Source organism: Variovorax sp. 01N429, from assembly GCF_056399425.1.
In genome coordinates this window covers 110407-135313 of sequence record NZ_JBFTRG010000015.1, presented here as the reverse complement: position 1 = coordinate 135313, position 24907 = coordinate 110407, and the positions used below count along the sequence as shown (strand labels likewise).

Below are 24907 nucleotides of genomic sequence, written 5' to 3'. Positions count from 1 at the left end.
GACAGCACCGTCGCGATCGCCGCCGTCAGAGTCGTCTTGCCATGGTCAACGTGACCAATCGTGCCCACGTTCACGTGCGGCTTCGTGCGGGTGAATTTTCCTTTTGCCATTTTCTCGACTCCGAAAAATAACTAGATCAACACACTGACATGGGGTTGCAGCCACCAGGCTGCAACCCCAAGAACTGGTGCCCATTGCGGGAATCGGACCCGCGACCTCTCCCTTACCAAGGGAGTGCTCTACCACTGAGCCAAATGGGCGATATCTATAAAACCAAACCACAGAAGCACCAAATGCAGACGCTGGAGCGGGAGACGGGAATCGAACCCGCGTCATTAGCTTGGAAGGCTAGGGTTCTACCATTGAACTACTCCCGCACAACGACACAGCCCCTAGACCGGACTGCGCCGCAGCTAGGACAGAGCCTTGCTTTCGCTTCGGCTCTGCACATCACATTCAAGCGCTCTGCAAAATCCAAATTCGCTGGTGGAGAGGGCTGGATTCGAACCAGCGTACTCGTAAGAGGGCAGATTTACAGTCTGCTGCCATTAACCACTCGGCCACCTCTCCGGCGAACCTCGGAATATAGCACGGTTACCTTGGCCGGTCGATCGCAGCCTTGGCAAATCATGCTCTCGCTCGCACCTTCGGCCAGGCAAACCGGAACGGGTTGGCTCGGACCGGCGTGTTTTGCGCCGAGCCCGCGATTCTCGCATGAAATCAAGTACTTACCGACCCCCTCAGGCGCAGTTCCCCTCCCTCCACGCACGCGCCTGGCCGAAGTGACCGCAGCCGATGAAGGGGACCGGCGGACGCAAGGCGGAGAGCGGCGATGGGTGGTTCGCCGTCAATACTTTGTGTCGACCTGTATCTATCAATGTGCGTTTGCTCTGCGCATGCGCGCCCCAGAGCATGAAGACCACGGACCGTTCTCCTTGCGCGACATGCCGGATCACGGCGTCCGTCAAGATTTCCCAACCGCGCCCCGAATGGCTGGCCGGGCGGCCTTCTTCCACCGTCAGACATGTGTTGAGCAAGAGGACGCCGTGAGTCGCCCATTTCACGAGGCTACCCCCGGGGTCAGGGAACTTGGGCGGCGGCGTGCCCAGATCCCGTTCGAGCTCCTTGAAGATGTTGCGCAACGACGGGGGCAATGCCACGCCGGGAGCCACTGAAAAGGCAAGCCCCTCGGCTTGGCCGCGTCCGTGATAAGGGTCCTGGCCAAGGATCACCACCCGAACATCGCTCGGCGGCGTCAACTCCAACGCCCGCAATGGCCGCGGCGGGAAGATCACGGCACCCCCTTCCAGGCGTTCACGCAGGTAAGCGAGCAGCTTTTGCCCCACTGCCGAATCGAAGAACTGGCTCACCAACGACTGCCACCCGGGCGCGACAGGCCAGTCAGCCGGGTCACAGGTCGCGAGTTGATCGGCGCTCATCGAAAAAGATCAGCGAGGGCCTCGCCTGGTTCGTCAGCACGCATGAAGGCTTCTCCAACCAGGAATGCGTGGACGCCGGCAGCTCTCAGCTTCGCGACGTCATCACGGGTCGCGATACCGGACTCCGTCACGAGCAGGCGATCGGGCGGCACCTGCGCGCGAAGGTCTATCGTCGTTTGAATCGACACCTCAAAAGTGCGCAGGTTGCGATTGTTGACACCAATCAGCGGCGTCTTGAGCCGCAGCGCGCGTTCGAGCTCAGTGCTGTCATGTACTTCGACCAATACCGCCATGCCGAGTGCGACCGCGATCGTCTCGAAATCACGCATCTGGGCATCGTCAAGACAGGCGGCAATGAGGAGGATCGCGTCGGCCCCCATCGCGCGCGATTCGTACACCTGATACGCATCGACGATGAAATCCTTGCGGATCACCGGCAGATCGCACGATGCGCGCGCCTGTTTCAGGTAGTCGACGCCGCCTTGAAAGAACTGCCGATCCGTCAGCACGGACAGGCAAGCCGCACTGACCTTACCGTCTCCCTCGGCATAGCTTTGCGCGATGTCCGCCGGGATGAAATCTGCTCGCAGGACGCCCTTGCTTGGACTGGCTTTCTTGACCTCGGCAATCACGGCGGCCGCGCCGGCGGCGATCTTCGCGCGCAGCGCACCAGTGAAGTCGCGTGTCAACACGCGGCTTTCCGCGTCGAAGCGCACTGCTTCGAGCGGGGCACGCTTCTTTGCCGCGACGAGTTCTTCGTGCTTGACGGCGATGATCTTCTCAAGAATGTCCGACATGTCCGATGCCCTCCTCAGGTTGCAGCCGCGGTGGCGGCAACGAGTTCGGCCAGCTTGGTCTTCGCTGCTCCGGATTCGAGTGCGGTGCGCGAACGCTCGATGCCGGCTGCAATCGACTCGCTGACATTCGCCGCGTAGAGTGCCGCGCCTGCATTCAACAGCACGATGTCTCGGGCTGGTCCGGGCTGGTTCTCCAGCACGCCAAGAAGCATCGCTTTGGATTGCTCCGGTGTTTCGACGCGCAGCGCGCGGTTGCTCGACATCGAGAAGCCGAAGTCCTCCGGATGGAGCTCGTATTCGCGAACTTCGCCGCCCTTGAGTTCGCCCACCATGGTTGCGGACCCGAGTGAGATTTCATCCATTCCGTCGCGACCATAAACGACCAGCGCGTGTTCGGCGCCCAGACGCTGGAGCGCCCGTACCTGGATCCCGACGAGATCGGGGTGGAACACGCCCATGAGGATGTTCGGCGCGCCCGCCGGGTTGGTCAGCGGACCGAGGATGTTGAAGATCGTCTTGATTCCGAGTTCCTTGCGCACCGGCGCGACGTTCTTCATGGCCGGATGATGGTTCGGCGCGAACATGAATCCGATGCCCACCTCGGCAATGCATTTGGCGATCTGATCGGGCTTCAGGTTGATGTTGACGCCGAGCGACTCGAGCACATCGGCGCTGCCAGACTTGCTGCTCACGCTCCGGCCGCCGTGTTTGCTGACCTTCGCGCCCGCAGCGGCCGCAATGAACATCGAGCAAGTGGAGATGTTGAAGGTGTGCGAGCCGTCGCCCCCGGTGCCGACGATATCGACAAGGCGCGTCGTGTCCGCCACGGGCACCTTCGTCGCGACTTCGCGCATGACTTGCGCCGCTGCCGTGATTTCGCCGATGGTTTCCTTCTTGACTCGCAGGCCGGTGATGAGCGCCGCCATCATCACGGGCGAACACTCGCCGCTCATGATGAGCCGCACGATGTGCAGCATCTCGTCGTGGAACACCTCCCGGTGCTCGATGGTTCGTTGCAGCGCTTCCTGGGGAGTGATGGGCATGTGGATGTCTCGTTCGGTTCAGTGGATTGGGTCGCTGCGGCAGCTCAGGCGCGAAAGAAGCTCCGGATCGCTTCAAGAGAGCGATCGATGCCCTGCGCATCGACGTCCAGGTGCGTCGCAAAGCGCAGCCGATAGAGCCCGGTCGCGAGCACGCGGTTCTTCTTCAGATGTGCCAGCAGTTCTGCGGATCGATCGCGCGCCTCCCCCTGCAAATCGGCGAAGACCAGGTTGGTCTGCGGTGGCTCGACTTTCAGCTCTGGGATTCCGGCAAGGCCATTCGCCAGGCGGATCGCCAGCGCATGATCCTGCGAAAGGCGATCGATGTGGTGTTCCAGCGCATGGGAGGCAGCCGCGGCCAGTACGCCGGCCTGACGCATGCCGCCGCCGGCCATCTTGCGAATGCGATGCGCACGCGCGATGAATTCGCGAGATCCACAGAGTGCGGACCCTACCGGCGCCCCAAGCCCCTTGCTGAAACACACCGAGACGCTGTCGAAACACCCCGCAATGCGCCGCGCTTCGTCACGCACCTGAGTTCCCTGCTGAGCAGCCTGCGCCGTTGCCGCATTGAAGAGCCGGGCGCCGTCGAGGTGACGGCTCAATCCCTTGCGTCGGGCGAGTTGCGTCGCTTGCTCCACATAGGCAAAGGGCAGCAGCTTGCCGCCGAGGGTATTTTCCAGCGCCAGCAGCCGCGTCCGCGCGAAATGCGCATCGTCGGGCTTGATGGCGGCTTCGATGTCCTCGAGCGCTAGCGTGCCGTCCGGCTGGTGATTCAACGGCTGCGGTTGCACGCTGCCGAAGACTGCCGCCCCGCCGCCTTCCCACCGGTAGCAATGCGCTTGCTGACCCACGATGTACTCGTCGCCGCGCTGGCAATGAGAAAGGATCGCGCAGAGATTGCTCTGCGTGCCTGTCGGCACAAACAGGGCCGCTTCGAAGCCAAGCATCCGGGCGATCTGCTCCTGGAGCGCATTGACGCTGGGGTCGTCGGCAAAGACGTCGTCGCCCAGGGGCGCGGCCAGCATGGCCTCTCGCATGGCGGCGGTAGGCTGCGTGACTGTGTCGCTGCGCAGGTCGACGAGAGATTCGGAGGTGGTCATGTCTCAATCCAGGAAGTTTTTGAGCATCGCATGGCCGTGCTCCGTAAGAATCGACTCAGGGTGAAACTGCACGCCCTCGATCCGGACATCATGCGCGAAGCCCGTGTGCCGCACGCCCATGATTTCGCCGTCGGATGTCCATGCGGTGACCGCCAGGTCAACAGGGCACGTCGCTCGCTCGATGGCGAGCGAGTGATAGCGGTTGACGCTGAACTTCTCAGGCAAGCCGGCAAATACGCCTTCGCCCGTGGTGCTGATCTCGCTTGTCTTGCCGTGCATCAGTTGTTGTGCGCGGATGATCTTTCCGCCAAAGGCTGCACCGACTGCCTGATGACCCAGGCACACACCGAGGATGGGCAACCGGCCGGCAAATTCGCGGATGGCTTCCACTGAGACGCCGGCTTCTGTCGGCGAACACGGCCCCGGCGAAATCACCAGTCGCCCTACGCCACCGGCCATCCGTTCACGCAACTCATCAAGCGTGATCTCGTCGTTGCGATGCACCTCGACATCGGCGCCAAGTTCACCAAAGTACTGCACCAGGTTGTAGGTGAAGCTGTCGTAGTTGTCGATCATCAGAAGCTTCATGGCTTGGCTCCGATCCGGTAGACGCCCTTGACAACCGGAAACACGTTGAAGTTGATGAGGAGCCCCAGCTTGAGCCCCGACAAGCGAACTGCCGCTTGCGCCCGCGCTCGATGCAAGTCGGTGAGCGCATCCACGGCCTTCACCTCAACCACGGTCGATTGCTCCACCACGAAGCCCGCCCGGCAGACTTCGCCGAGCGAGCGGCCCCGGTAGCTGGCCGACACCGGCACGTCACGCAAGAATCCGATTTCGCGCTCGGCGAGTTCGATGGCGAAAGCGGCTGCGTAGACCTCCTCGTCCAAACCGATGCCAAGTACCCGCTGCACTTCGACGGCGGCACCGATGATCTCGTGAGAAAAGTCGTCGGTCTGGTTTTCTGCGGCGTTCATTCCAGCCCCTCCTCGACGAGTTCCGCTGCCCGGAGCAAGGCGCGAGCCTTCGCCTCGGTCTCTTTCCATTCGAGTTCGGGCACCGAATCGGCAACCACGCCGGCCGCCGCCTGCACGTGCAGCATCTGGTCCTTCACGATGCCGGTGCGAATGGCGATCGCAACGTCCATGTCGCCGGCATAGCTGATGTATCCGCAGGCGCCGCCGTAAATGCCCCGCTTGGTGGGCTCGAGCTGGTCGATCAACTCCATCGCGTGAACCTTGGGCGCACCGGTCAGCGTGCCGGCCGGAAAGGTGGCCTTCAGGACATCGATCGCAGTCATGCCCTCTTTCAGCGTGCCTTCGACGTTGCTCACGATGTGCATCACATGGCTGTAGCGCTCGACGGCGAATGCCTCTGTGACCTTGACGCTGCCGATCTTTGCGATGCGGCCGATGTCATTGCGCGCCAGATCGATCAGCATCACGTGCTCGGCGCGCTCTTTCGGATCGTTGATGAGCTCGACCTCGGCCGCCTTGTCCAGTTCCGGCGACGCACCGCGCGGACGCGTGCCAGCAAGCGGCCGAATGGTGATCTTCTGCTCGCCGCCCCCGGTGCGCTCCTGGCGCACGAGGATCTCCGGCGAAGCGCCGACCACGTGGAAGTCACCGAGGTGGTAGTAATACATGTAGGGCGACGGATTGAGCGACCTCAAGGCGCGGTAGAGCGAAAGCGGGGACTCGGTGTAGCGCTTGCTGATGCGCTGGCCCACCTGCACCTGCATGAAATCGCCCGCGGCGATCAGTTCCTTCGCCCGCTCGACGGCTGCAAGATAGTCGGCCTTGGCAAAACTGCGCTGCGCAGGGTGTGCCTGCGTCGGTCGCACCTGTGGGGCGCTCACCGAATATTTGAGCTGCTCGCGCAGTTCGCGCAGGCGCCGCTTCGCGTTGGCGTAAGCCTCCGGCTGAGCGGGGTCGGCGTAGACGATCAAATAGAGCTTGCCCGAGAGGTTGTCGATGACCGCCAGTTCCTCGCATTGCAGCAAGAGGATGTCCGGGCAGTTCAGGGTGTCGGGCGGGCAGGTCTTTTCGAGCTTCTTCTCGATGTGCCGCACAGCGTCATAGCCAAAGTACCCCGCCAAGCCGCCGCAGAAGCGGGGCAGCCCCGGTCGCAGCGCAACCTTGAAACGCTGTTGGTAAGCCGCAACGAAGTCGAGCGGATTACCGTGGGCTTTTTCCACGACTTTGCCATCTGTGACGACCTCGGTCACGGCATCAGCACCGAAGCCGCTGGCCCGCAAGAGCGTGCGGGCTGGCAATCCGATGAAGCTGTAGCGACCGAAGCGCTCGCCGCCGACGACCGATTCGAGCAGGAAGCTGTGCTTGCCGCTGTCCTTGGTGTAGGCGAGCTTCAGATAGAGGGAAAGCGGAGTTTCGAGGTCGGCAAAGGCCTCGACCATCAGCGGTATGCGGTTGTAGCCCTGCGCGCTGAGGCTTTTGAATTCGAGTTCAGTGATCACGGTGGGGTCTCCGTCGGCCAGCGGACGCTACGTGGTCGCTGGCGGGGTCATTCAAGGCTGGCCGGTTCAGGGTGACTGAGGGCCTCGGGCGCACGGCGTGCGCCGTGCAATCAAGCAAGCAACGTCGATGGCGTGCGCCAAGGCCAGGCTCCCCGGCTGCCTTGACCTGTCTGAATGACGTGATGAATGAACATGGAATGCGGAGTTTAGCCGAGGGACAACGAAGGTACAAAAAGATACATTGCACGCTTTTCGCACCCCAGAACCTAAGGAGGAATTGATGTTTCAGCTTGCTCTTCGGCGCGCACTCGCGCTGACCGCCCTCACTCTTGCGTCGCATGCGACGTTGGCCGCCCAGATCGATGTCGGAGGCGTCAAGATCGATGAAGCCCTCGATCTGCACGGAAGCAAGCTGCAACTCAATGGCGCGGGCGTTCGCTACAAGGCTGTGTTCAAGGTCTATACGGCCGGTCTCTACCTGAGCAAGAAGGCGGCGAGCCCCGAAGAAGTGCTCGCCGCACCGGGTGCAAAGCGCATGAGCATCACCATGCTGCGCGATATCGACTCGAATGAGCTGGGCAAGCTCTTCACCCGCGGCGTGGAAGACAACTCGCCCAAGGCAGAGATGTCGCAACTGATTCCCGGCCTGCTGCGCATGAGCCAGATCTTCTCGGACCAGAAGCAGTTGAAGGCAGGCGACACCTTCACCGTCGACTGGGCGCCGGGCACCGGCACGGTAATTTCGGTGAAAGGCGTTCCGCAGGGTGAGCCCATCAAGGAGCAAGCCTTCTTCAACGCACTGATGCGGATCTGGCTCGGCCCCGCGCCTGCCGATTGGAAGCTGAAGGACGCCTTGCTCGGCAAGTAGCGCAGGCAGGCCGCCTGGGCTACGCGCCGATCTCTGCCAGCGAATCGACAAACCCGTCCGCGTCCACGCCGCGGATCGGTTCGCCATGGTTGTAGCCATAGGTGACCAGCACCACGGGGCAACCGGCGGCGCGCGCGGCCCTCGCGTCGTTGCTCGAATCGCCGATCATCAAGGTCCGCGCCGGTGGAGCGCCCAGCGCTTCGCAAGCCTTGATCAACGGCAGTGGGTCGGGCTTCTTGCGTTCGAAGGCATCGCCGCCGAACATGACGTCGAAGAATTTGTCCAGCCCCTTGGCGGCCAGCAAGGGCCGCGCGAAGGCGGTCGGCTTGTTCGTCAGGCAGGCCAGGCGCAGACCGCGCGCCTGCAGGGCCGCAAGGCCTTCCACGACGCCGGGGTACACCGCGGCATGCTGACCATTGATGGCGAGATAGTGGTGCTGGTAGCGCGGCCACGCGCGATCGAACCACGCGGTCTCATCCAAAGAAGTAGCTCGCACCTGCTGGAGCACGGAGTGGATAAGGTGCTCCGAGCCTTTGCCGACCATGGCCGTCACTGTCGGTGCATCGACGTGCGGCAGGTCGAGTTCATCGAGCATGCGGTTCAAGGCGATGAGGAAATCGCCGATGGTGTCGATCAACGTGCCGTCGAGGTCGATGATCGCCGCGTCGAAGTTTGCAAGATCCAGGGCCATCGCCCGAGGATAAAGGCGCCGACCCCTCAGGCTTCGGTCAGCGACTGCGCGGCAACGACCGCCTCTGTCCGGTTGCGCACGTTCAGCGCGCGGAAGATCGCAGCAAGGTGGATCTTGACGGTGCCTTCGCTGATGCCCAGCGCACGCCCGATCAGCTTGTTGGGCTTGCCCTGCGACAGGAGCTGCAGCACCTCGACCTGCCGCTCCGTCAGCACATTGCGAAGATGCTCCAGTGTCTGTGCGGAAGCCGCGGCCGACCCACGCTGTGCCCCCTCGGTACCCGGAATCCCTGCGATGACGCCCGGCGGCACGGCCGACAACATCATCGGCGGCACATAAATGCCACCGGCCAGCACCAGCCTCACGGCCGACAGCATCACCTCGGGTGAATAGGCCTTGGGGATGAAGCCAAGCACACCCCGCTCGAGCGCACTGCGCATGATGGCCGGATCTTCGTAGCCGGAAAGCACGATCACCGGGACCGCCGGGTGCCGGCGGCGAATCTCGTCGATGTGAGCCTGGCCCTCGGCGCCCGGCATGTTCAGGTCGATCATGGCCAGGTCGATGTCGTCGGATGCACCGGCGAGCAATTCGTCGACGCTCATTGCCAGGACGAATTCGATTTCGGACTGCAGTTCCGACAGCTTGGCCTTGACCGCCTCGATGACGAGCCGGTGGTCGTCGGCGATCAGGATTTTCATGGCTTGCCCCATCATTGATGAACTCAGCACGCCGAAGATACCGGCGAAACCCGCCCGCATCAAGGCGGATTTGCCTACGAACGACATAGCTCCCAAGCGGTATAGCGCGCGCCCGCGCGCATGAAAGAATCGTTTCCCAATCCAGAAACGACAGGGAAAAACGGCCATGTGCCATCGATGCGGGCGCAATCGCAGCGTCCACCCCGTCGCCAGCAAAGCCTAGCCCCGAGCTCCGCATGGCGCGCCTGCTCGACTGCTTTTCGCCCCTGCTCTCCTTTGGCCTCGCGCTCGATGCATCGATCGCCGCAGGCCGCGTCAATGGCTCATGCGATGCGGCCCGGCGCAAGGCACGCATGCTCCTCGAAGAGGCCCGAGCGGCCGCTCGCAAGCTGGACAAGCCGGCAGAACAGGTCGAATCCGCGCTGTTTGCGATGGTGGCCTGGATCGACGAAATCCTCGCCCGGCATCCCGATTGCGCGGACGGGACGGAGCCGCTGCAAGTCGTGCTCTTCAATTCGAACAACGCACACAGCGAGTTCTTCCACCATCTTTCCGCGCTGCCTGCTGGCGAGCAGGAAGTGCGCGAGGTGTACTGGCACGCACTGGCGCTTGGTTTCAAGGGCCAGTATTACTTCGAAGGCGACGACCGTGGCGAACTTGGCAAGCTCAAGGAGCTCCACGGCAAGCAGTTGGCAATCCAACCTGCATGCCTGGAAAAACTGGCCGAGGATCACATCACTCCGCAGCCCTATGGCATGCCCGATCCGCCAGGCCCGCGCGATCCGCAAGGCCGCAAGCGGGCGCTGTTGCGCACGGGCGCCGCGCTGGCGGCCGCCATTCCGCTGGCTTATCTGTTCTCGGTGCTGATGGCGTCGCCTCGGGAATCACCGCCCACGCTCGTCCAGCGTGTCGACCAGCAACTGCAGACTTACGCTTGCACGGATCTTTCGGCGGCGGTCACACCGGACGGGATGGTCCAGGTCAGCGGCTTCGTGTCTCAATCGGAGCAGGTGGCGAAGGTGCAGGAGGATGTGCGCGCCCTTCCGGGAGTCAGTGCCGCAAACTTCGACCTGCAGTTGCGGGTCTGGCCTCATTGCGAGGTGGTTGCGATCCTGAAGACCCACCAGGCCCGCAACCGTGACATGGGCCTCGGCCTGAAGGTGGAGGCTTCGACCGCACACCATGGCAGGCTGCGCGAGGGCGATCCCGTGCTGTTCCAGGTGACGAACGCCAAGTACGAAGGCTATCTCTGGGTCGACTACTACACCGCCGACGGTGCGGTGATGCATCTCAACGCGGGCAGGGGGCAGCCGCGCGTGCGGGCCAGCGAAGTGATCGAGCTGGGCAAGGATATCCCCGCGAGCTGGCTCGTGGCGCCGCCGTTCGGCACCGTGCTCCTCACGGCCCTGTCGTCGCCGACTCCCTTCAGCGATACCGCGGACAGGCCACCCTTCGAGCTGGCCTCCGCCTACCTGCAGCGCTTGCGAGAGTCGCTGGCGACGGCTGATACCGGCGCGCAGGTGATCGCCGACTTCGTCTTTCTCGAGACGGTTCCACGCTGATGCGATGACTTCGATACCCGCTCATTTCTGGTCTTTGCTCGTGGCGTGCCTGCTCGCCTTCCTCAGCCTGTGGTGGGCGCTGCTGGGTTCTGGCCGGGCCGCGCGTCGGCGGCGCTTGCGCATGTGCATCGAAAATTCCGCGGAGGGCCACGTGTCGCCCACAGACGCCGACGTCATCAGGATCAAGGCGCCCCTCGCCAGCCAGCTGCAGTCACTCGCCAATGTGAAGCCTTCGGGTGCGGTGCGCAATCCGCTCTACGCCATCCCATGGTTCCTGTTCGTGGGCGATCCCCTGGCGAACGTGCCCGATCTGCTCGCCGCAGCGAGCGGTCGTTCGTCGGCACCACCCGACAGCGCCAGCCAGCCATTTGCCTTCTGGCATTGGCAGCGACTGACGTCGATGATCGCCATCGACATCGATCCGCACTGGACGGCCGACCCGCAGAGCCCCAGCGATCGCAGCCTCTGGTATTGCGCCCTGCTGGAACTCGCGGAGCGCCGCAAGCGATTGCCGCTCAACGGCATCGTGGTGTGCGTCAGCGTCTCGATGCTGCTGGACACTGCACGCGGCAGGGCAACGGTCGCCCAACGGCTGCGCACGCTCGTGCAGGAAGCAGCGGAGCATCTGCGCATTCAATTGCCGGTCTATCTCGTGGTGACCGGCCTGGAGCGCCTCGACGGTTATCAGGTCGTGCGCGACTCGCTGCCGCAGCAAGTTCTCTCGCAGGCGCTCGGTCATCGGCTGCGCAACGACGCATCGCCTCGCGCGCCGGCCGACACCCAGCTGGACGGACTCTTCGCGGAGTTCATGCAGCGCATGTATGCACTGCGGATGGCGCTTTTCCGTTCCAGCGAACACCCGGCCGAGCGGCGGGCGATCCATGCCTTCGTGGAGCAGGTCCGGTCGCTGCAACCGGGCCTTCGCGCTACGGCGGACTGCCTCTTCGGCAATGGCCGGGGACCGCGCTCGCCGCGCTGGCGAGGGCTCTACTTCACGGCCGCACTGCCCGACGGCAGCGGCGGCGCCTTCGCGCAGGATCTCTTCACGCGCTTTCTTCCCACCGACCAGCCGCTTGCGCATTCGAGAAGACCCGGCGCCGGCAGCGACAGCGATTTCGATTCGACGCGGATCTGACGCTTGCAGGCTTCAATCTTCGTCGCGCACGCGGTGTTGGCCCATCAAGGTCTGCTGAACACTGGGCGGAACGGCTTCGTAATGCGATAACGCGATCGTGTAGCGCCCCTGGCCGCTGGTCATCGCATTGAGCCGCGACTGATAGCTGGACAACTCCGACATCGGCACCTGGCCCCGAACGACGATCGTGCCGGCCGCCAGATTCGACGTGCCGGTCACGAGCCCGCGCCGCGACGACAGGTCGCCCGTGACGTCGCCGACCGCGCTATCGGGTGCGGCGATCTCGATCTGCACGATAGGCTCCAGCACGATCGCCCGCGCCTCGCGGATCGCGGCCATGAACGCCTTGCGGCCCGCCGTGGCGAAGGCGATGTCCTTGCTGTCGACGCTGTGGTGCTTTCCGTCGTAGACCACCACGCGCACGTCGACGACCGGGTAACCGGCGATCGCGCCGGTCGTCAGCACCTCGCGCACGCCCTTCTCAACGGCGGGAATGAACTGGCCGGGGATCGTTCCGCCCTTCACCTGATCGACGAACTCGAAGCCTTCGCCGCGCGCCAGCGGCTCGATGCGAAGAAACACCTCGCCGAACTGGCCCGCGCCGCCGGTCTGCTTCTTGTGGCGATGATGGCCCTCGGCCGGTGCCGTCACTGTTTCCCGGTAGGCAATCCGCGGCGGGCGCGTGTTGACCTCGAAGCGATACACCTCCCTCAGGCGGTCGAGCAATACCCGCAGATGCAACTCGCCAAGCCCGTACACCACCGATTCATTGGTCGCGGCCACGTGCTCGACACGCAGGCACGGGTCTTCCCCCACCAGCTTGCCGAGGATTTCCCACATGCGCTGCTCGTCGCCATGCCGCTTGGGCTCGATGGCGAGGCCGTGTACCGGCACCGGAAACTCCAGCGGCGCCAGATGAACATGGTCGTCCTCGGCCGCGTCGTGCAGAACGGAGTCGAAGCGAATCTCATCGACCTTCGCCACGGCCACGATGTCACCGGGAAGCGCGCGCGACACCTCCACATGGTCCTTGCCCTGCAGCATGAAGAGATGGCCGACCTTGAAGGGCTTGCGGCCATCGCCCACGAAGAGTTGGCTGTCGCGGGTCACGGTTCCCTGGTGCACCCTGAAGATGCCCATCTTGCCCACGTAAGGATCGACCGTGACCTTGAACACGTGCGCCAGCACGTGCAATGAAGGGTCCGGCCGAGCCGCCATGGGTTCAGCCGAGGCCCCTTCTCCCACGACGAAGTCCGGCGGATTGGCCTCGGTCGGATCCGGCAGCAGCTTGACCATCACGTCGAGCAGTTCCGCCACGCCCGCCCCTGTGCGCGCCGATACGAAGCAGACGGGGATCAGATGGCCTTCACGCAGCGCCTGCTCCAGCGGTGCATGCAGCTCGCTCGGGTCGACATCTCCGTCGTTCAGGTAGCGATCGACAAAGGCCGCATCGACCTCGACCACCTGTTCGACGAGGGCGCGGTGCGCAGCGTCGACAGCGCCGAAGTCGCAATGCCCGTCGCGGCTGTAGAAGCAGTCGACCACGCGGTTGCCGTTGTCGTCCGGCAGGTTCAGCGGCAGGCATTCGCGGCCGAACGCGGCCTGGATCTGCGCCAGCAGCCCGGGCAGGTCGACGCCTTGGGCATCGATCTTGTTCACGATCACCATGCGCGTGAGATGCCGGGACGCCGCGTATTCCATCATGCGCACAGCCATCTGCTCGACGCCGGTGCTGGCGTTGATGACGATCGCTGCTGTTTCGACGGCTTCCAGGGCTGGCAGGCTCTGGCCCAGGAAGTCCGAGCCGCCGGGCGTGTCGATGAAGTGGATCCGCGTGTCCGCATGCGTCATATGCATGATCGACGCGTTCAGCGAGTGCTGCATTCGCCGTTCGAGCGGATCGTGATCGCTGACGGTGCTGCCGCGTTCGACGCTGCCCGGTGCACCGATGGCGCCTGTTCTGTGGAGCAGCGCCTCGGCGAGCGTGGTCTTGCCGGAAGCGGACGCTCCAACGAGCGCCAGCGTCCGCACCGCTTCCATTTCGGCCGCGAGGCCGTTCGATCGGCTTGGCATGAGTGGGTCTCCTCGACACCCCGGAGACGGCCGCGAACGGCCCGACCGGGCCGCGCGTCGTCTGGACGGCAAGCCAGCGTACGGGATTGACTGGCCGGACGCAAGCCGATGCGGGGTCAGGATCGGTTCAGGCCTCCATTGAGCCAAATGGCGACGGCGGTGTAGTTGTCCTGCCCCGGCACCGCGTGCGCGCTCACTTCATCCCCGATGTTCGCGATCCACTCGCTCGCGTCGCGCGAGGCCCGCAGCGTCTCGCACAGCCGGACGTCCCCCAGCACCTCCCAGACGCCGTCGCTGCACAGCAGCACCGCATCTCCCGCCACGAGCGGCATGCGCCTGGACACTTCGACGTCGAGCTCTTCGTCGGGAGCGCCAAGCGCCGACAGCAGCAGATTGCGTCGCGGATGTTGCCTCGCGTGTTCCTCGTCGATCAATCCGCTGCTCACCATCTGTTGGACGAAGCTGTGGTCGACGGTACGGGTCACCATGGCCCGATCCCGAAACAGATAGGCCCTGCTGTCGCCGGTATGCGCCCATGCGATCTCATGCGCATGAAGATCGATGGCGGCCATGACGACGGTGGAGCGCATCGCGGCCAGCCTGCCGCCTTCGGCTTGGCGCGCCACCACGGCGCGATTGGCCTCCTCCAGCAGGTGCCGGAGCCTGCCGCTTTCGAGCCCCGGCGCCGCTGCAAAGCCCTGGAGCACGCTGGCGCAGGCGATCTCGGCCGCGACATCGCCGCCGCCATGGCCCCCGGCACCATCGGCCACCACGCAGGCGACGAAGCGTTCGTCCCTCCATTGGCCGAAGACGTCTTCGTTGTACTGCCGGTCGCCCTGCCTCGACAGGCTGACGATCTCCAAGTCCACCGGGGCGCCTTTCACTTTCAGTGTCACTTTCAAGTCCATTTCAGCGGGCGCCGAACGCCTGCCATGCAACGAGGACGGCGATGACGATCGGGACGGCCACCGCCAGCGCCACGGCCATGATGGGTGTCAGAGCGAAGCGCCTCTTGCGTTCGACGCCCGTCGGTGCCTGCGGCGGCGAAGTCGGCGAAGTCGGCGAAGTCGGCGAAGTCGGCGAAGTCGGCGAAGTCGGCGGCGGCAAGCCTGCAGGTGCCGTGCGCCGCCCGACAACCGGAACCGGACGCATCGGCGCCGCGATCGGTTCGAGACCCATGGCCTCCCGAAATGCCGCCATCGATTGCGGACGCGACTCCGGTCTCACGCCAAGCCCCGCGTCGATCGCCGCCAGCAGCCGCTCGCTGTACCGCCGGCGCAGCGCTTCGTCCTGCGCCAGTGGCCGATGGCTGTCCGCAAGAAGGCGTGCCACCGAAGGCGGCGGCGCGCGGCCACATACCGCGACATGCATGACCGCGGCCAGCGCGTAAACGTCGGTCCACGCGCCTTGCGCCATGTCAGGCGTCTCGGCGTATTGCTCGACAGGCGCATAGCCCGGCTTGAGGATCACGGTGATGATCTGTGTCCTGTCGCTGATCACGCGCCTGGCCGCCCCGAAATCGAGCACCACCGGCCGGCCGGAGCCTTCGAGCAGGATGATGTTGTCCGGCGCGATGTCGCGGTGGTAGCACTGTGCCTGGTGCATCACCGCCAGCGCCTGGGTGACGCCGTCCATGATGCGCAGCAGCCAGCCTTCTTCGGCACCGCCGGTCAACGCGGCCAGCGCCTGCTTGAGCGTGTCGCCGCGATAGAACGGCATGACCATGTAGGTCGTGCCGCGCTCCTGCCAGAAGCGGTAGACCTTGAGCAGCGACGGGTGCCCGAACTGCGCCAGCAGGCGCGCTTCCTTGATGAAGCTGCGCATGCCCAGTTCGAAGGTTTCGCGATGCCGCTCGGACAGCGGCACGACCACGCCGTCCATCCTGCGCGCCGACAACGCCGTCGGCAGGTATTCCTTGATTGCCACGACGCGCTCGAGGATCGGGTCCCAAGCCTCATAGACGACGCCGAAGCCGCCCTGGCCGACGATGCGTGTCACCTCGAATTCAGCGAGCCGGCTGCCGACCGCCAGCAACCCCGCTCCAAGGTTGCGCGGCGGAGGTCGCAAGGTCGGCGCAATCGTCGGCGCAACGGTCGGGCCTTCGCTCAGGAGCGCGGTCTTCGCCCTGGGTGCGGCCGGTCGATTCATGCGTCCTCCGCGCCCGGTGCGGCTGCGCCGGCACCGCCGAAGAGTGCTTCGAACTGGTCGTCCTGCGGCAAGCCCTGGCTTGCCATTCCCAAGCCCCCTTCGGCTGTCGGGTCGGTGAACCACAGCGACTGCCCCACCACGGGCAACGCGAGCACGGCTCCTTTGTCGTCGGCCACAGGCGCAGCGCGGCTCTCGAAGAGCTGATGCAGCAGCACTTCAAAGCCGACCGCGTCGAGCTTGTCTTCCAGTGCCTGGCAAACGGCGCGGGTGGCCAGCACCCACCACTGGCGCACGCTCGCCAGCGCCTCGCCCGTGAGTTCGGCATGTGAAGACAGCAACTCAGTCACGAGCGTGAAGGGGAAGTGCCCCATTGCGTCATCGGACGGAACCGAAGGAATGAGAACGCCGATCCACGATGGCGTCTGGACGACACCATTTCCGAGCACGAAACACCAGCGCGGCGCATCGAGGCGGCGCTCGCTTTGGTCCTGATGACGGACCCGAATCCGTCCGAGACCCGTGCGCAACCAGTTGTCCCAGTCTTCGCTGAACCCGGCCGGCAGGCGGCGATGCGCGAAGTCGTGCATACCCGGCAGCTTGCCGAACCAGCCCGGCGCCGCATCTCCAAGGACGGTATCCGCTTCGCCGTTCACAAAACCTCCGGCCAAGGCCTCAGTCGAAACACCCAGTTTCGTCCCCGCCGCCGCGGCAACAAATCCGGCTGATGGCCTACGGTGAGATGGCGGCTTACGGCGAAGGAACTATCGTGCCTTGCGCTCGCGCGAAGTTCAACGGCTTTCGCCGCGCAACGCGCTCACTTGGTCGGCGTAAGTGGTCTCGATGCGCTGCAGGCGCGCCTGGCGTGCCGCTTCATTCACCCATTGCGAAGTCATCGCGCTCTGCCGAGCCAGTTGGTAGGCCAGTTTTGCGGCCGGCAACAATGACGTGTTGTCCGCCGCCATGAAACCTGCAAGGTCGTGGAGCGACTTCAGGACAGCACGCTCCGAATCTCCGCGCGGCCCCCTGCTGCGCGCATATTCGACAAGAAAGCCCTGCACCTGCTTCTGGAACGCGGGCTCGTATTCGCGCCGGATGACGATCTGCGCATGCGGAATGAGCTCGGATTCCCAGATGACTTGCAGCCGATCCGCCTCGGCGGGGAATTGGAACTTGAACCGTTCAAAGTCGGCCGTGTTGTTGGTCGCGACATCCGCCTCGCCATTGGCGACCGCCAGCGCTGTCGCCTGGTGCGTGCCGACCACTTCGCTGCGAAAGCGCGTTTCCATGGCGATGTGGTTGGGCAGGAAGAGTTGCAATTGCGGCACGATGAAGCCCGACACCGATCGACTCTCTCCGCGCGCGATGCGCCACTTCTCCGGCTCGGCCAGCAGGCTCTTCAGGCTCGTGTAGTCGCCGGTCTTGCGCGTCAACAGCAAGGCGCGATAGCCAGGCAGGCCGTCGTGGCGGGTCACCTGCGCCACGACGTTCATGCGACGCAGCGTCACGGCGTCGAGCGCCATCTTGCCGGAGAGGAAGGCCATGTCGACCTGATTGCGCTGGATGGCCTGCTCAAGCGCCTCGTACGAGGTCACTGAAAGCATCGTGACCGGCCGGCCGATGGCGCGGCTCATGTCACCAAGCAAGGGCTCCCAGTCGTTGCGCGACTCGAAGGCGCCGCCCAGCGGCAGGATGCCGAAGCGCAAAGGTGTGGCCGTGCCGGCCGGCGGGTAAGCCGTCTGTGCCGAAGCGACCGCCTGACAAGTCAGAAGCAGGACCAAGGCCGCTCGCGCCAGCATCACGCCGACGCTCCGCGCCGGCGACCGGAACCAGTCCGGTCGGGATGCGATGGAGGCAAGGCTGGTCAAACCCATACAGTCGAGAACACAATTAAAAACCATCTTACTCATGCACGTGTCATTTTTCGCCATTCCTCCATGACCTGGCCCCCTCGCGCCCTCCGTCGGCTGCGCCTCACGCTGGCGCAGCAACTCGTGCTTCTGGCGCTGCTGCCGGCCATGGTCGCCACCTTGGGCGCGATCGGGGTGCTGACCCGCCAGCACCTGGCCAACGTGACCGAGTTGATGCGCGCCAACGCGCAGACGGTCGCACTGCAGGTCGCCACGGTGGCCCAATCGCAGATTCAGCACATGGATCGTCGCGCGCTGCAACGCACGGCGCAGTCGGGCAGCCATCAGCCGCATGTGCAGCAAGTGCAGATCTGGTCTGAAGACGGGGAGATCGTCGCCAGTTCGGAAAGCACGACCGGCAAGCGCGGCGAAGGGCTGCGCGTGATCGCGCCCATCATCGGGGACGACGGCAGGCACGCCGGCAAGGTGATGGTCGAGACGAGCCTCTCCGCCGTCGAGAGTGCCAGGCAAGCTGTGTGGATCAACGTGCTCCTGGTGCTTCTTGCAAGCCTGGTCGGCGTCGGACTGGCGGGCTGGTGGGCGGCGCGACGCATCAGCGCGCCGATTCGCGAGCTCGGAGAAGCCGTCGATCGGCTCGGCGCGGGCGAAGAGGCTCAGGTGAAGGTCCAGGGCACGGCCGAGGTCCGTCGCCTGCAGGATGGTTTCAACCAGGCGGCACGCGCGCTGTCGGAGAGCCGCAGCCAGCTCGAGATCCGCATCACCAACGCCACGGCCGAACTCGCGAGAAAGAACCAGCAGCTCGAAGTCGCGAGCCAGGCCAAGACGCGGCTGCTCGCAGCGGCCAGCCACGACCTGCGGCAGCCTCTGCACGCGCTCACGTTGTTTTCAGATGGCTTGGCCAACGGCGAAACCGACCCGGCACGCCTGCAGCGCATCGGCCACATCCGCGAATGCGTCGAATCGCTCGACAGGCTCTTCACGGAACTGCTCAATCTGTCGCAACTCGATGCCGGCGTGCTGCAGCCGCAATGGGCGGACTTCGCGCTCGACACGCTCTTCGACGAGATCAGCCGCAACTTCCGGGCAGTGGCCGAGCAGCAGAACCTGCGGCTGGTCGTGCGCAAGACCGACGCATGGGTACGCTGCGACTATGTGATGCTGTCGCGCATCCTCAACAACCTGGTCTCGAATTCGCTTCGGCATACCGCCGAAGGCGGCGTGCTGATCGGTGCACGCCGGCGCGGCAAAGCCATCCGCATCGATGTCTGGGACACGGGCATCGGCATCGCGGCACACCATCAGGCAAGAGTGTTCGAGGAGTTCTATCAGGTCGACCCGAACGGCCGCCCCGGCAGCCGCGGCACGCGCGGCATGGGACTGGGCCTTGCCACTGTCCAGCGGCTGGCCGCCTTGCTGAACACACGGGTCACGCTCAACTCGCGCCCCGACGAGGGTACCTGCGTGCGCGTGATGGTGCGCGCGACCGAGCCGGTGATCCCGACCAGCCTGCCTGCTCCTTTGCTGGCCGGCGCGATCGCCGAGGACGAGGCGAGCCTGCAGGACATCCGCGTGCTGGTCATCGACGATGAGCGCACGATCATCGAAGGTCTGCAGGTCGTCCTCTCGAATTGGGGCGCCGAAGTGATGGCCGCCCAGACCCGCGCCGAAGCGCTGGCGCTCGCGAGCGCATGGGCCGAACCGCCCGATGTGGTGATCAGCGATTTGCTCCTGCAAGGCGGCGACAACGGGCTGGACGTGCTGGCGGCGCTCGAACGGCATCCGAACGGCATCGGGCCGTCGACCGCGCGACTGCTCGTCACCGGCGAAACCAAGCCTGACCGCCTGCGTGAAGTCGCGAGCGCCGGTGTGGCCGTGCTCTATAAGCCGGTCTCGCCCAAGCTGCTGCGCCAGGCGATCTGCGCCCAATTGGCAGCCGTGCGCGAAGTCGCCTGACGGCCTTGCTGAGTTGTGGCTGGGTTCGCCCTTACGCCGTCAGACATAGGCCGCGCCACGGCGAGGATCCGGCCTTGCCCTCTCACGATGCGAGCCCGCGCAGGCGACATAAGCCCTCTGCCTTATCGCGCGCAAACAGCCGCATCCGTACATTGGGTCCCAAGACTCACTGCGAATGCAGCTTCATGCCTGCGAACCGTTTCCCCCCATTGCTCCAGAAGCGGAGCGCCATTGCGGCCATCTCCATCGCCACTGCCTTTGGCTGCGGTGTGGCGGCATGGAGCGTCGCGAGCGCGGCCGGGCTCACGGTCTTGATGGCGGACGACAACGCGGCCCACAAGGACTTCGTCGTGCAATTGCGCGAGACCCAGGAGGCGGGTAGCCCGATCGACCTCGTTCAGGTGGCAGCCGGGATACCTGGTGTGGATCAGCCCCGCGCCCCGAGCCCGCGGAAGACAAGCGGCGGAAGCGGCCCCGCGGGCGCGGACATGCCGATCACCATGGCCGTCGGGATGATTGCCGCTCGTGTGGCGGTGGAGAGACCCGGGCAGGATCCGCTGGTGCTCGTGATGCTGAGCCGGCTCGACTACGAGATCCTGAAGATGACCCCGGCCCTGCGGAACCCCGATCGCCAGATCGGCGTGGTGCTTCGCGAGCCGGCCATGAGCGACCAGCTTGCATTGATCGCTGCCGTGCTGCCGAACAAGCGCCGGCTGGGTGTAGTGGCAACCGCCGAATCGGAGCCCGTGGTGCGCGAGATGGAGGCGGCCGCCCAAGGCTGGGACCTCCAGGTCGAATACGCCCCCGATGCGAAAGCGCTGGCTGCGGCGCTGCGGGTTCTGGTGCCGCACAGCGATGCCCTGCTCGTGCTGCCCGACATGATCGGCGACAACCAGGCTGCCACCCTGACGGTGCTGCGCGCCGGCGCGGGCGCGGGCCTTCCTGTCTTTGGCACGAACGACGGGCTCGTGCGTTCCGGCGGCCTGGCCGCTGCCGTGTCGACGCCGACGCAAATGGCGCGGCAGGCTCGCGCGATGGGCCAGAAATTGGCCGCGAACGGCGGTGCCGGTGTCATGGTCGAGCCGGCGGCGCCGGCCACGGTGCGCGTCAACACCACCGTGGCACGCGGGCTGGGCTTGCGGTTGCCTGATGAACGAGAACTCACGGAGCGGGTCACCGCAGTCCGATGAACGCCGCGCCTCCCCATCCATTGGTCGCCCCGGCTTCGGAAGTGCGCCTGAGCGATCCGCCCGCCGTGGAAAGTCGCGACCTGCAGGTCGAGGGAAGTCTTCAGCGCGACCTGTTCCGCCTCGGCGTGGTGCCGTGTGCGGCAGTGGCATTGGCGCTCACTGGCTGGTTCACGAACAGCCGGCTCGTCACACTCGAAGCCGCCTTCGACACCGAAGGGCAGTCGGTCGCGAAGCAGGTCGCGGCCATGTCCGACCTGAGCCTCTACGCGGGCGACGTGCCCGCGCTGCAGAACGTCGCCAATGCCGCATTGCGCGGTGGTCAGGCCACGCGCGTCGAGATCAGCAATGGCGCGGGCATCTTCGTCACCGCCGGTCCGAAGCCGGCTCCGCTGGGTCAGCTTCGCACGTTCACGGCGCCCATCAACTTGCGCGAAGCCTCACCGACCAGCGCCTTCGCACCGGCAGGCGCAACCGCCGCGGGCGACGCCCCGATCGGATTGGTCCAGACCTTCCGCGACACCACCGCCTATGCGCACGAACGCACCCGCTCGTTGATGGCGGGGATCGGCATTGCGATGATCGCGCTGCTGCTCGCCTGGGCGTGGGTGCGGCACACGGCCCGGGCCGTCGTGCAGCCGCTGCGCCGGATCTCTCGCACCGTCGCTGCGCTGGAGGCCGGCCGCTTCGACGCGCGATGCAATGTCGTGACGCTGGCGGCGGAAGACGACCGCGATGCGAGCGCCCGCACGCACCGCGCACCGCATGAATTCGTCAACCTCGCGCACGACATCAACCGACTGGCTGAACGCCTTCAGCGCAACCGGCAACTGAGCGACGAGCAGGTGCGCGAAGCCACTGCGGTCGCATTGCAACGCATGGCCGAGGCGGAGCAGGCGGCGCTGTCGCGGGCGCGCTTTCTTGCTGCGGCAAGCCATGACCTGCGCCAGCCGCTGCATGCGATGGGCCTGTTCATCGATGGGCTGCTGCCCACGGCCAGCCCTGCCCAGCGGCCGGCCGTGCTTCGCCTGCAGGAGGCCACCGACTTCATGGGCGTGCTGCTGGACGATCTTCTGGAGATCTCGCGGCTCGATGCACAGGTGCTGACGCCGACAAGCGCCAACGTCTCGTTGGCCGCCGTGTTCGATCAGCTCGACGCACAGCATGCCGCTCCCGCCAAGGCGGCGCGCGTGCGGCTGATGTGGAAGGACCGCGGCCTTGCCGTCCATACCGACCCTGCCTTGCTGCTGCGCATCGTGGGCAATCTGGTCAGCAACGCGGTTCGCCACACGCCGGCGGACGGCACGGTGCTCGTGGTCGCGCGGCGCAGGGGTCGCAGCGTGCGCATCGAGGTCCGCGACAACGGCGTCGGCATCGCACCCATCCATCAGGCCCGCATCTTCGAAGAGTTCTACCAGGTGGCGAACACCGAACGCGACCGCCGCCAGGGCTTCGGCCTGGGCTTGTCGATCTGCGCTCGGATTGCGCTGCTGCTCGGCACGCGCATCAGCGTGCGGTCGGCGCTTCAGGCCGGCAGCACCTTCGCGCTCGATCTCCCGATTGCCGATCCCCGGCGGGTGGCGCTGCCCAGACCAGAACCCGCCATTCCGGCGCCGCTGGCGGGCCTGCATTGCCTGGTGGTGGACGACGATCCCGCCATCCTCGACGCCAGCCGGACCCTGCTCGAACTCTGGGGCTGCCGTGTCGACTGCGCATCCACGCACAAGGAAGCACTCGCGCGGCTCGACCGATCGGATGCGCATTTCGACGTCGTGCTTTGCGACCTGCAACTGGCCGGCGATGAAGACGGCATGGAAGTGATCGAGGACACGCGCCGGCTTCAGCCCGATGCGCTGACGGTGCTGGTGTCGGGCGCGACCGGGCCCGAATCACTCCAGCGTTTGCGCCAGGACGGCGTGATGCTCCTGACCAAGCCGGTCGCGCCAGCGAAACTTCGGGCATTGCTGTCGACCCGCCGCACCGGCGCCCTGGCGTGCTGTTGACGCCACCATTCAGCGGCTCCATGGCTGCCTTGCGACTGCTCTACCATTGCCATTTTTGGCCGAGCGGACAGAGATGGAACCGATGCATTGGGAGTACATGGGTGCCTTGGGCGGCGTCATCGGTGTGGGCTGGCTGGTCGTGGTGCCGATGTATCGCGGATGGACGCACCTGAACGAGAAGATGACCGGCCGCGTCAAGCGCAGCATCCGGATGATGGCGGAGGTCGATGACGCATCCACCCCGGGAGCCTCGGCCACCCCGGCCACCCGCGGCGTTCAGGCCGGCGCCAGCGCAGTGCCAAGTGCGAAGCACACGGTGTCGGCTTCGACAGACAACGCATAACCCAGCCCTTCGGCCAGCGATTGCAGCGCAATGGCGTCGATGGCCAGCGCGCGGGGCGCGCGATGCGCATGAGCCAACGGATCGGCGGGCGCGGATTCACCGGGTCGGGCCGAGAGACGCAGTGCATCCTCTCCGTCGGGCTCGACCTGGATCTCTCCGATATTGGGCACGCTGTCGTGCAAATAGCCCAATGCCCCGAGAAACATGTAGCGCAGCGCCGCCCCGCACGGAAAGCGCCTTTCGCCTTCCACCGGCGAAAGCCCGTCGGCGACCTGGATACGAATGCCGCGCAGCTCGAAAGCCACCCGCATGAGCGCCGTGCAACGCGCCACGAGATCGCCTCGGGTGATGCCCTCGTCATCGGTCGACAGCTCCCAGTCGCGCAAGGCGTGAACGCCGAGCGCGAGTGCCGCGACCTGTTCTTCGATCAAGCCCACCCGCTCGGTCCAGGCGGGGATGTCCGCTTCGCTCGGGGCCGACATCTGGCGTTTCAGCAGAAGCGCGCTCATGCGAATCACGGATACCGGCGCGGCCATTTCGTGGCGAAGCGCGGGAAGCGCCCGCGTGAGCAATTCATGGCGCACTCCGGCGGCCATCCAGCTGCGAGCGCCTGGCGATGCCTTCATCCGCTGGCAGCGCCCGACTGGCGGCGCCCATGGGCCCGCCGGCCGTCAACGATCAGAGTGTTCATTCGAAATCTCCCCCGGAGCGAAAGCAGGCGAGTATGGGCCGGCAGGCGAGTTTCGGAATGTAGGACACGGTCTCTCGTGGGGCGTCGCTGGGCGCCCGGCCGACTCAGGCAGTCTGACCCGAAACGCCCGCTTCGATCCGGCCCAGTGCCCGGACAAGGTCGGGCAATGACCGGGCGCCCATTTTTTCCATTGCATTGGCACGGTGCAGCTTGACCGTGCGCTCCGCCGCGCCGAGCGCCATCCCGATGTCCTTGTTGGGAACGCCCGTCACGACCATGGCAGCCACCTGCCGCTCCCGTGGTGTGAGCGTGGCAAAGCGTGCCTTCAATGCGTCGACCTGCTTCAAGGCCTCGCGGCGCGAGATGTGATGGGCCACGGCGTTTCGCACTGCACCCACGAGCGCCTCGCCGTCCACCGGCTTGAGAAAGAAATCCCGCGCTCCGGCCTTCATGGCCTGAAGGGTGTCACGCGCGCTGGCCCTTGCTGTCACCACGACGACGGGAAGAGGCTCTGCGCTGCGCGTGATCACGTCCTGCAGGTCGAGCCAATCGGGTGCGGCCATGTGGAGGTCCAGGACAAGGCATGCCGCCTCGTCCCCAGTCTCCGTCTCTGTCTCGAGCAGTTCGCCGATCGAGCCATAGGCGCGAACGCGGTAACCGGCGACCTTCAGTTGATGGGATGCCGCATTCCGGAAAGCTTCGTCGGTGTCGACCACGCAGACGAGCGGCGTTTGCGTCTGCGTGGAAAGTTGATGGAAGGCGTCGTCCTTGGATGGCGTCATGAATGAATAAGCAGATGGCAGATGAATGCGGGAGCAATGCCGGATGT

General features: G+C 65.2%; 24 protein-coding genes and 3 tRNA genes. 7 read left to right on the top strand and 20 right to left on the bottom strand.

Features of this window, described 5'->3' with window-relative positions; all coding sequences use genetic code 11:
- The 11 genes from AC1DSF_RS23460 to trpE form a co-directional block, all read right to left on the bottom strand.
- The coding region (locus AC1DSF_RS23460) for a GTP-binding protein (RefSeq protein ID WP_435460540.1) at positions 1-110 on the bottom strand (110 nt) is incomplete at its 3' end.
- Between the two features lie 75 nt (positions 111-185).
- Positions 186-260, bottom strand: a tRNA-Thr gene (locus AC1DSF_RS23455).
- 43 nt (positions 261-303) lie between these two features.
- Positions 304-377, bottom strand: a tRNA-Gly gene (locus tag AC1DSF_RS23450).
- 107 nt (positions 378-484) lie between these two features.
- A tRNA-Tyr gene (locus AC1DSF_RS23445) sits at positions 485-570 on the bottom strand.
- A gap of 170 nt (positions 571-740) precedes the next feature.
- On the bottom strand, positions 741-1439 hold the full coding sequence (locus AC1DSF_RS23440) for a uracil-DNA glycosylase (RefSeq protein ID WP_478128707.1): 699 nt from the start codon (positions 1437-1439) through the stop codon (positions 741-743).
- Entirely contained in the window at positions 1436-2236 is an 801-nt protein-coding gene (trpC, locus tag AC1DSF_RS23435) for an indole-3-glycerol phosphate synthase TrpC (protein WP_478128706.1), read from the bottom strand. The genes AC1DSF_RS23440 and trpC overlap by 4 nt, the downstream gene beginning before the upstream one ends.
- 14 nt (positions 2237-2250) lie before the next feature.
- Positions 2251-3279, bottom strand: a complete 1029-nt coding sequence (gene trpD, locus AC1DSF_RS23430) for an anthranilate phosphoribosyltransferase (RefSeq protein WP_478128705.1) — start codon at positions 3277-3279, stop codon at positions 2251-2253.
- A 44-nt stretch (positions 3280-3323) separates the two neighbouring features.
- Positions 3324-4379: a low-specificity L-threonine aldolase gene (gene ltaE / locus AC1DSF_RS23425; protein WP_478128704.1), complete on the bottom strand. Its 1056-nt coding sequence runs from the start codon at positions 4377-4379 to the stop codon at positions 3324-3326.
- A gap of 3 nt (positions 4380-4382) precedes the next feature.
- Positions 4383-4967 (bottom strand): aminodeoxychorismate/anthranilate synthase component II, encoded by a 585-nt coding sequence (locus tag AC1DSF_RS23420; protein WP_478128703.1) that lies wholly within the window; start codon positions 4965-4967, stop codon positions 4383-4385.
- Entirely contained in the window at positions 4964-5356 is a 393-nt protein-coding gene (locus AC1DSF_RS23415) for a GxxExxY protein (RefSeq protein ID WP_478128702.1), read from the bottom strand. The genes AC1DSF_RS23420 and AC1DSF_RS23415 overlap by 4 nt, the downstream gene beginning before the upstream one ends.
- Positions 5353-6855, bottom strand: a complete 1503-nt coding sequence (gene trpE, locus AC1DSF_RS23410; RefSeq protein WP_478128701.1) for an anthranilate synthase component I — start codon at positions 6853-6855, stop codon at positions 5353-5355. Before trpE ends, AC1DSF_RS23415 begins: the two co-directional genes overlap by 4 nt.
- A gap of 280 nt (positions 6856-7135) precedes the next feature.
- Between trpE and AC1DSF_RS23405 the strand changes: the two genes are divergently transcribed.
- Positions 7136-7723, top strand: coding sequence for a chalcone isomerase family protein (locus AC1DSF_RS23405; protein ID WP_478128700.1), 588 nt, complete (start codon positions 7136-7138; stop codon positions 7721-7723).
- Positions 7724-7742: 19 nt separating this feature from the next.
- On the opposite strand, the gene AC1DSF_RS23400 is transcribed toward AC1DSF_RS23405, so the two are convergent.
- Positions 7743-8414, bottom strand: coding sequence for a phosphoglycolate phosphatase (locus AC1DSF_RS23400; RefSeq protein WP_478128699.1), 672 nt, complete (start codon positions 8412-8414; stop codon positions 7743-7745).
- 26 nt (positions 8415-8440) lie between these two features.
- A complete protein-coding gene (locus AC1DSF_RS23395) occupies positions 8441-9115 on the bottom strand; it encodes a LuxR C-terminal-related transcriptional regulator (RefSeq protein WP_478128698.1) in 675 nt (224 codons plus the stop codon).
- A 236-nt stretch (positions 9116-9351) separates the two neighbouring features.
- Here AC1DSF_RS23395 and AC1DSF_RS23390 point away from each other — a divergent pair, with 236 nt between their 5' ends.
- Together AC1DSF_RS23390 and AC1DSF_RS23385 are read left to right on the top strand one after the other, a co-directional pair.
- Positions 9352-10677 carry a DotU family type IV/VI secretion system protein gene (locus AC1DSF_RS23390; protein ID WP_478183509.1) on the top strand — a complete coding sequence of 442 codons (1326 nt, stop codon included), beginning with the start codon at positions 9352-9354 and terminating at the stop codon, positions 10675-10677.
- A gap of 151 nt (positions 10678-10828) precedes the next feature.
- Entirely contained in the window at positions 10829-11812 is a 984-nt protein-coding gene (locus AC1DSF_RS23385; RefSeq protein ID WP_478183508.1) for a type VI secretion system protein, read from the top strand.
- Positions 11813-11824: 12 nt separating this feature from the next.
- Here the strand turns inward: AC1DSF_RS23385 and fusA are convergent, their stop codons facing one another.
- The 5 genes from fusA to phnD form a co-directional block, all read right to left on the bottom strand.
- Positions 11825-13885, bottom strand: coding sequence for an elongation factor G (gene fusA / locus AC1DSF_RS23380; RefSeq protein WP_478183507.1), 2061 nt, complete (start codon positions 13883-13885; stop codon positions 11825-11827).
- A 116-nt stretch (positions 13886-14001) separates the two neighbouring features.
- Positions 14002-14781: a PP2C family protein-serine/threonine phosphatase gene (locus AC1DSF_RS23375; protein ID WP_478183506.1), complete on the bottom strand. Its 780-nt coding sequence runs from the start codon at positions 14779-14781 to the stop codon at positions 14002-14004.
- A gap of 13 nt (positions 14782-14794) precedes the next feature.
- On the bottom strand, positions 14795-16033 hold the full coding sequence (locus AC1DSF_RS23370; protein ID WP_478128693.1) for a serine/threonine-protein kinase: 1239 nt from the start codon (positions 16031-16033) through the stop codon (positions 14795-14797).
- Positions 16030-16686 (bottom strand): type VI secretion system-associated protein TagF, encoded by a 657-nt coding sequence (tagF, locus tag AC1DSF_RS23365; protein WP_478128692.1) that lies wholly within the window; start codon positions 16684-16686, stop codon positions 16030-16032. Before tagF ends, AC1DSF_RS23370 begins: the two co-directional genes overlap by 4 nt.
- A 135-nt stretch (positions 16687-16821) precedes the next feature.
- Entirely contained in the window at positions 16822-17829 is a 1008-nt protein-coding gene (gene phnD, locus AC1DSF_RS23360) for a phosphate/phosphite/phosphonate ABC transporter substrate-binding protein (RefSeq protein WP_478128711.1), read from the bottom strand.
- 138 nt (positions 17830-17967) lie between these two features.
- Here phnD and AC1DSF_RS23355 point away from each other — a divergent pair, with 138 nt between their 5' ends.
- From AC1DSF_RS23355 to AC1DSF_RS23340, 4 genes are all read left to right on the top strand, one after another.
- Positions 17968-19854 carry an ATP-binding response regulator gene (locus AC1DSF_RS23355; RefSeq protein WP_478183505.1) on the top strand — a complete coding sequence of 629 codons (1887 nt, stop codon included), beginning with the start codon at positions 17968-17970 and terminating at the stop codon, positions 19852-19854.
- 185 nt (positions 19855-20039) lie between these two features.
- Complete coding sequence (locus tag AC1DSF_RS23350; protein WP_478183504.1) at positions 20040-21044, top strand: ABC transporter substrate-binding protein; 1005 nt, start codon at positions 20040-20042, stop codon at positions 21042-21044.
- Complete coding sequence (locus tag AC1DSF_RS23345) at positions 21041-23044, top strand: sensor histidine kinase (protein ID WP_478183503.1); 2004 nt, start codon at positions 21041-21043, stop codon at positions 23042-23044. Before AC1DSF_RS23350 ends, AC1DSF_RS23345 begins: the two co-directional genes overlap by 4 nt.
- Before the next feature lie 73 nt (positions 23045-23117).
- The gene (locus AC1DSF_RS23340; protein WP_478128688.1) at positions 23118-23387 is read left to right on the top strand and encodes a hypothetical protein; all 270 of its coding nucleotides are present in this window, start codon (positions 23118-23120) and stop codon (positions 23385-23387) included.
- Here AC1DSF_RS23340 and AC1DSF_RS23335 read toward each other — a convergent pair.
- A complete protein-coding gene (locus AC1DSF_RS23335) occupies positions 23321-23983 on the bottom strand; it encodes a hypothetical protein (protein WP_478128687.1) in 663 nt (220 codons plus the stop codon). The genes AC1DSF_RS23340 and AC1DSF_RS23335 overlap by 67 nt on opposite strands.
- A gap of 199 nt (positions 23984-24182) precedes the next feature.
- Positions 24183-24860: a response regulator transcription factor gene (locus AC1DSF_RS23330; RefSeq protein ID WP_478183502.1), complete on the bottom strand. Its 678-nt coding sequence runs from the start codon at positions 24858-24860 to the stop codon at positions 24183-24185.
- Positions 24861-24907 lie beyond the last annotated feature (47 nt).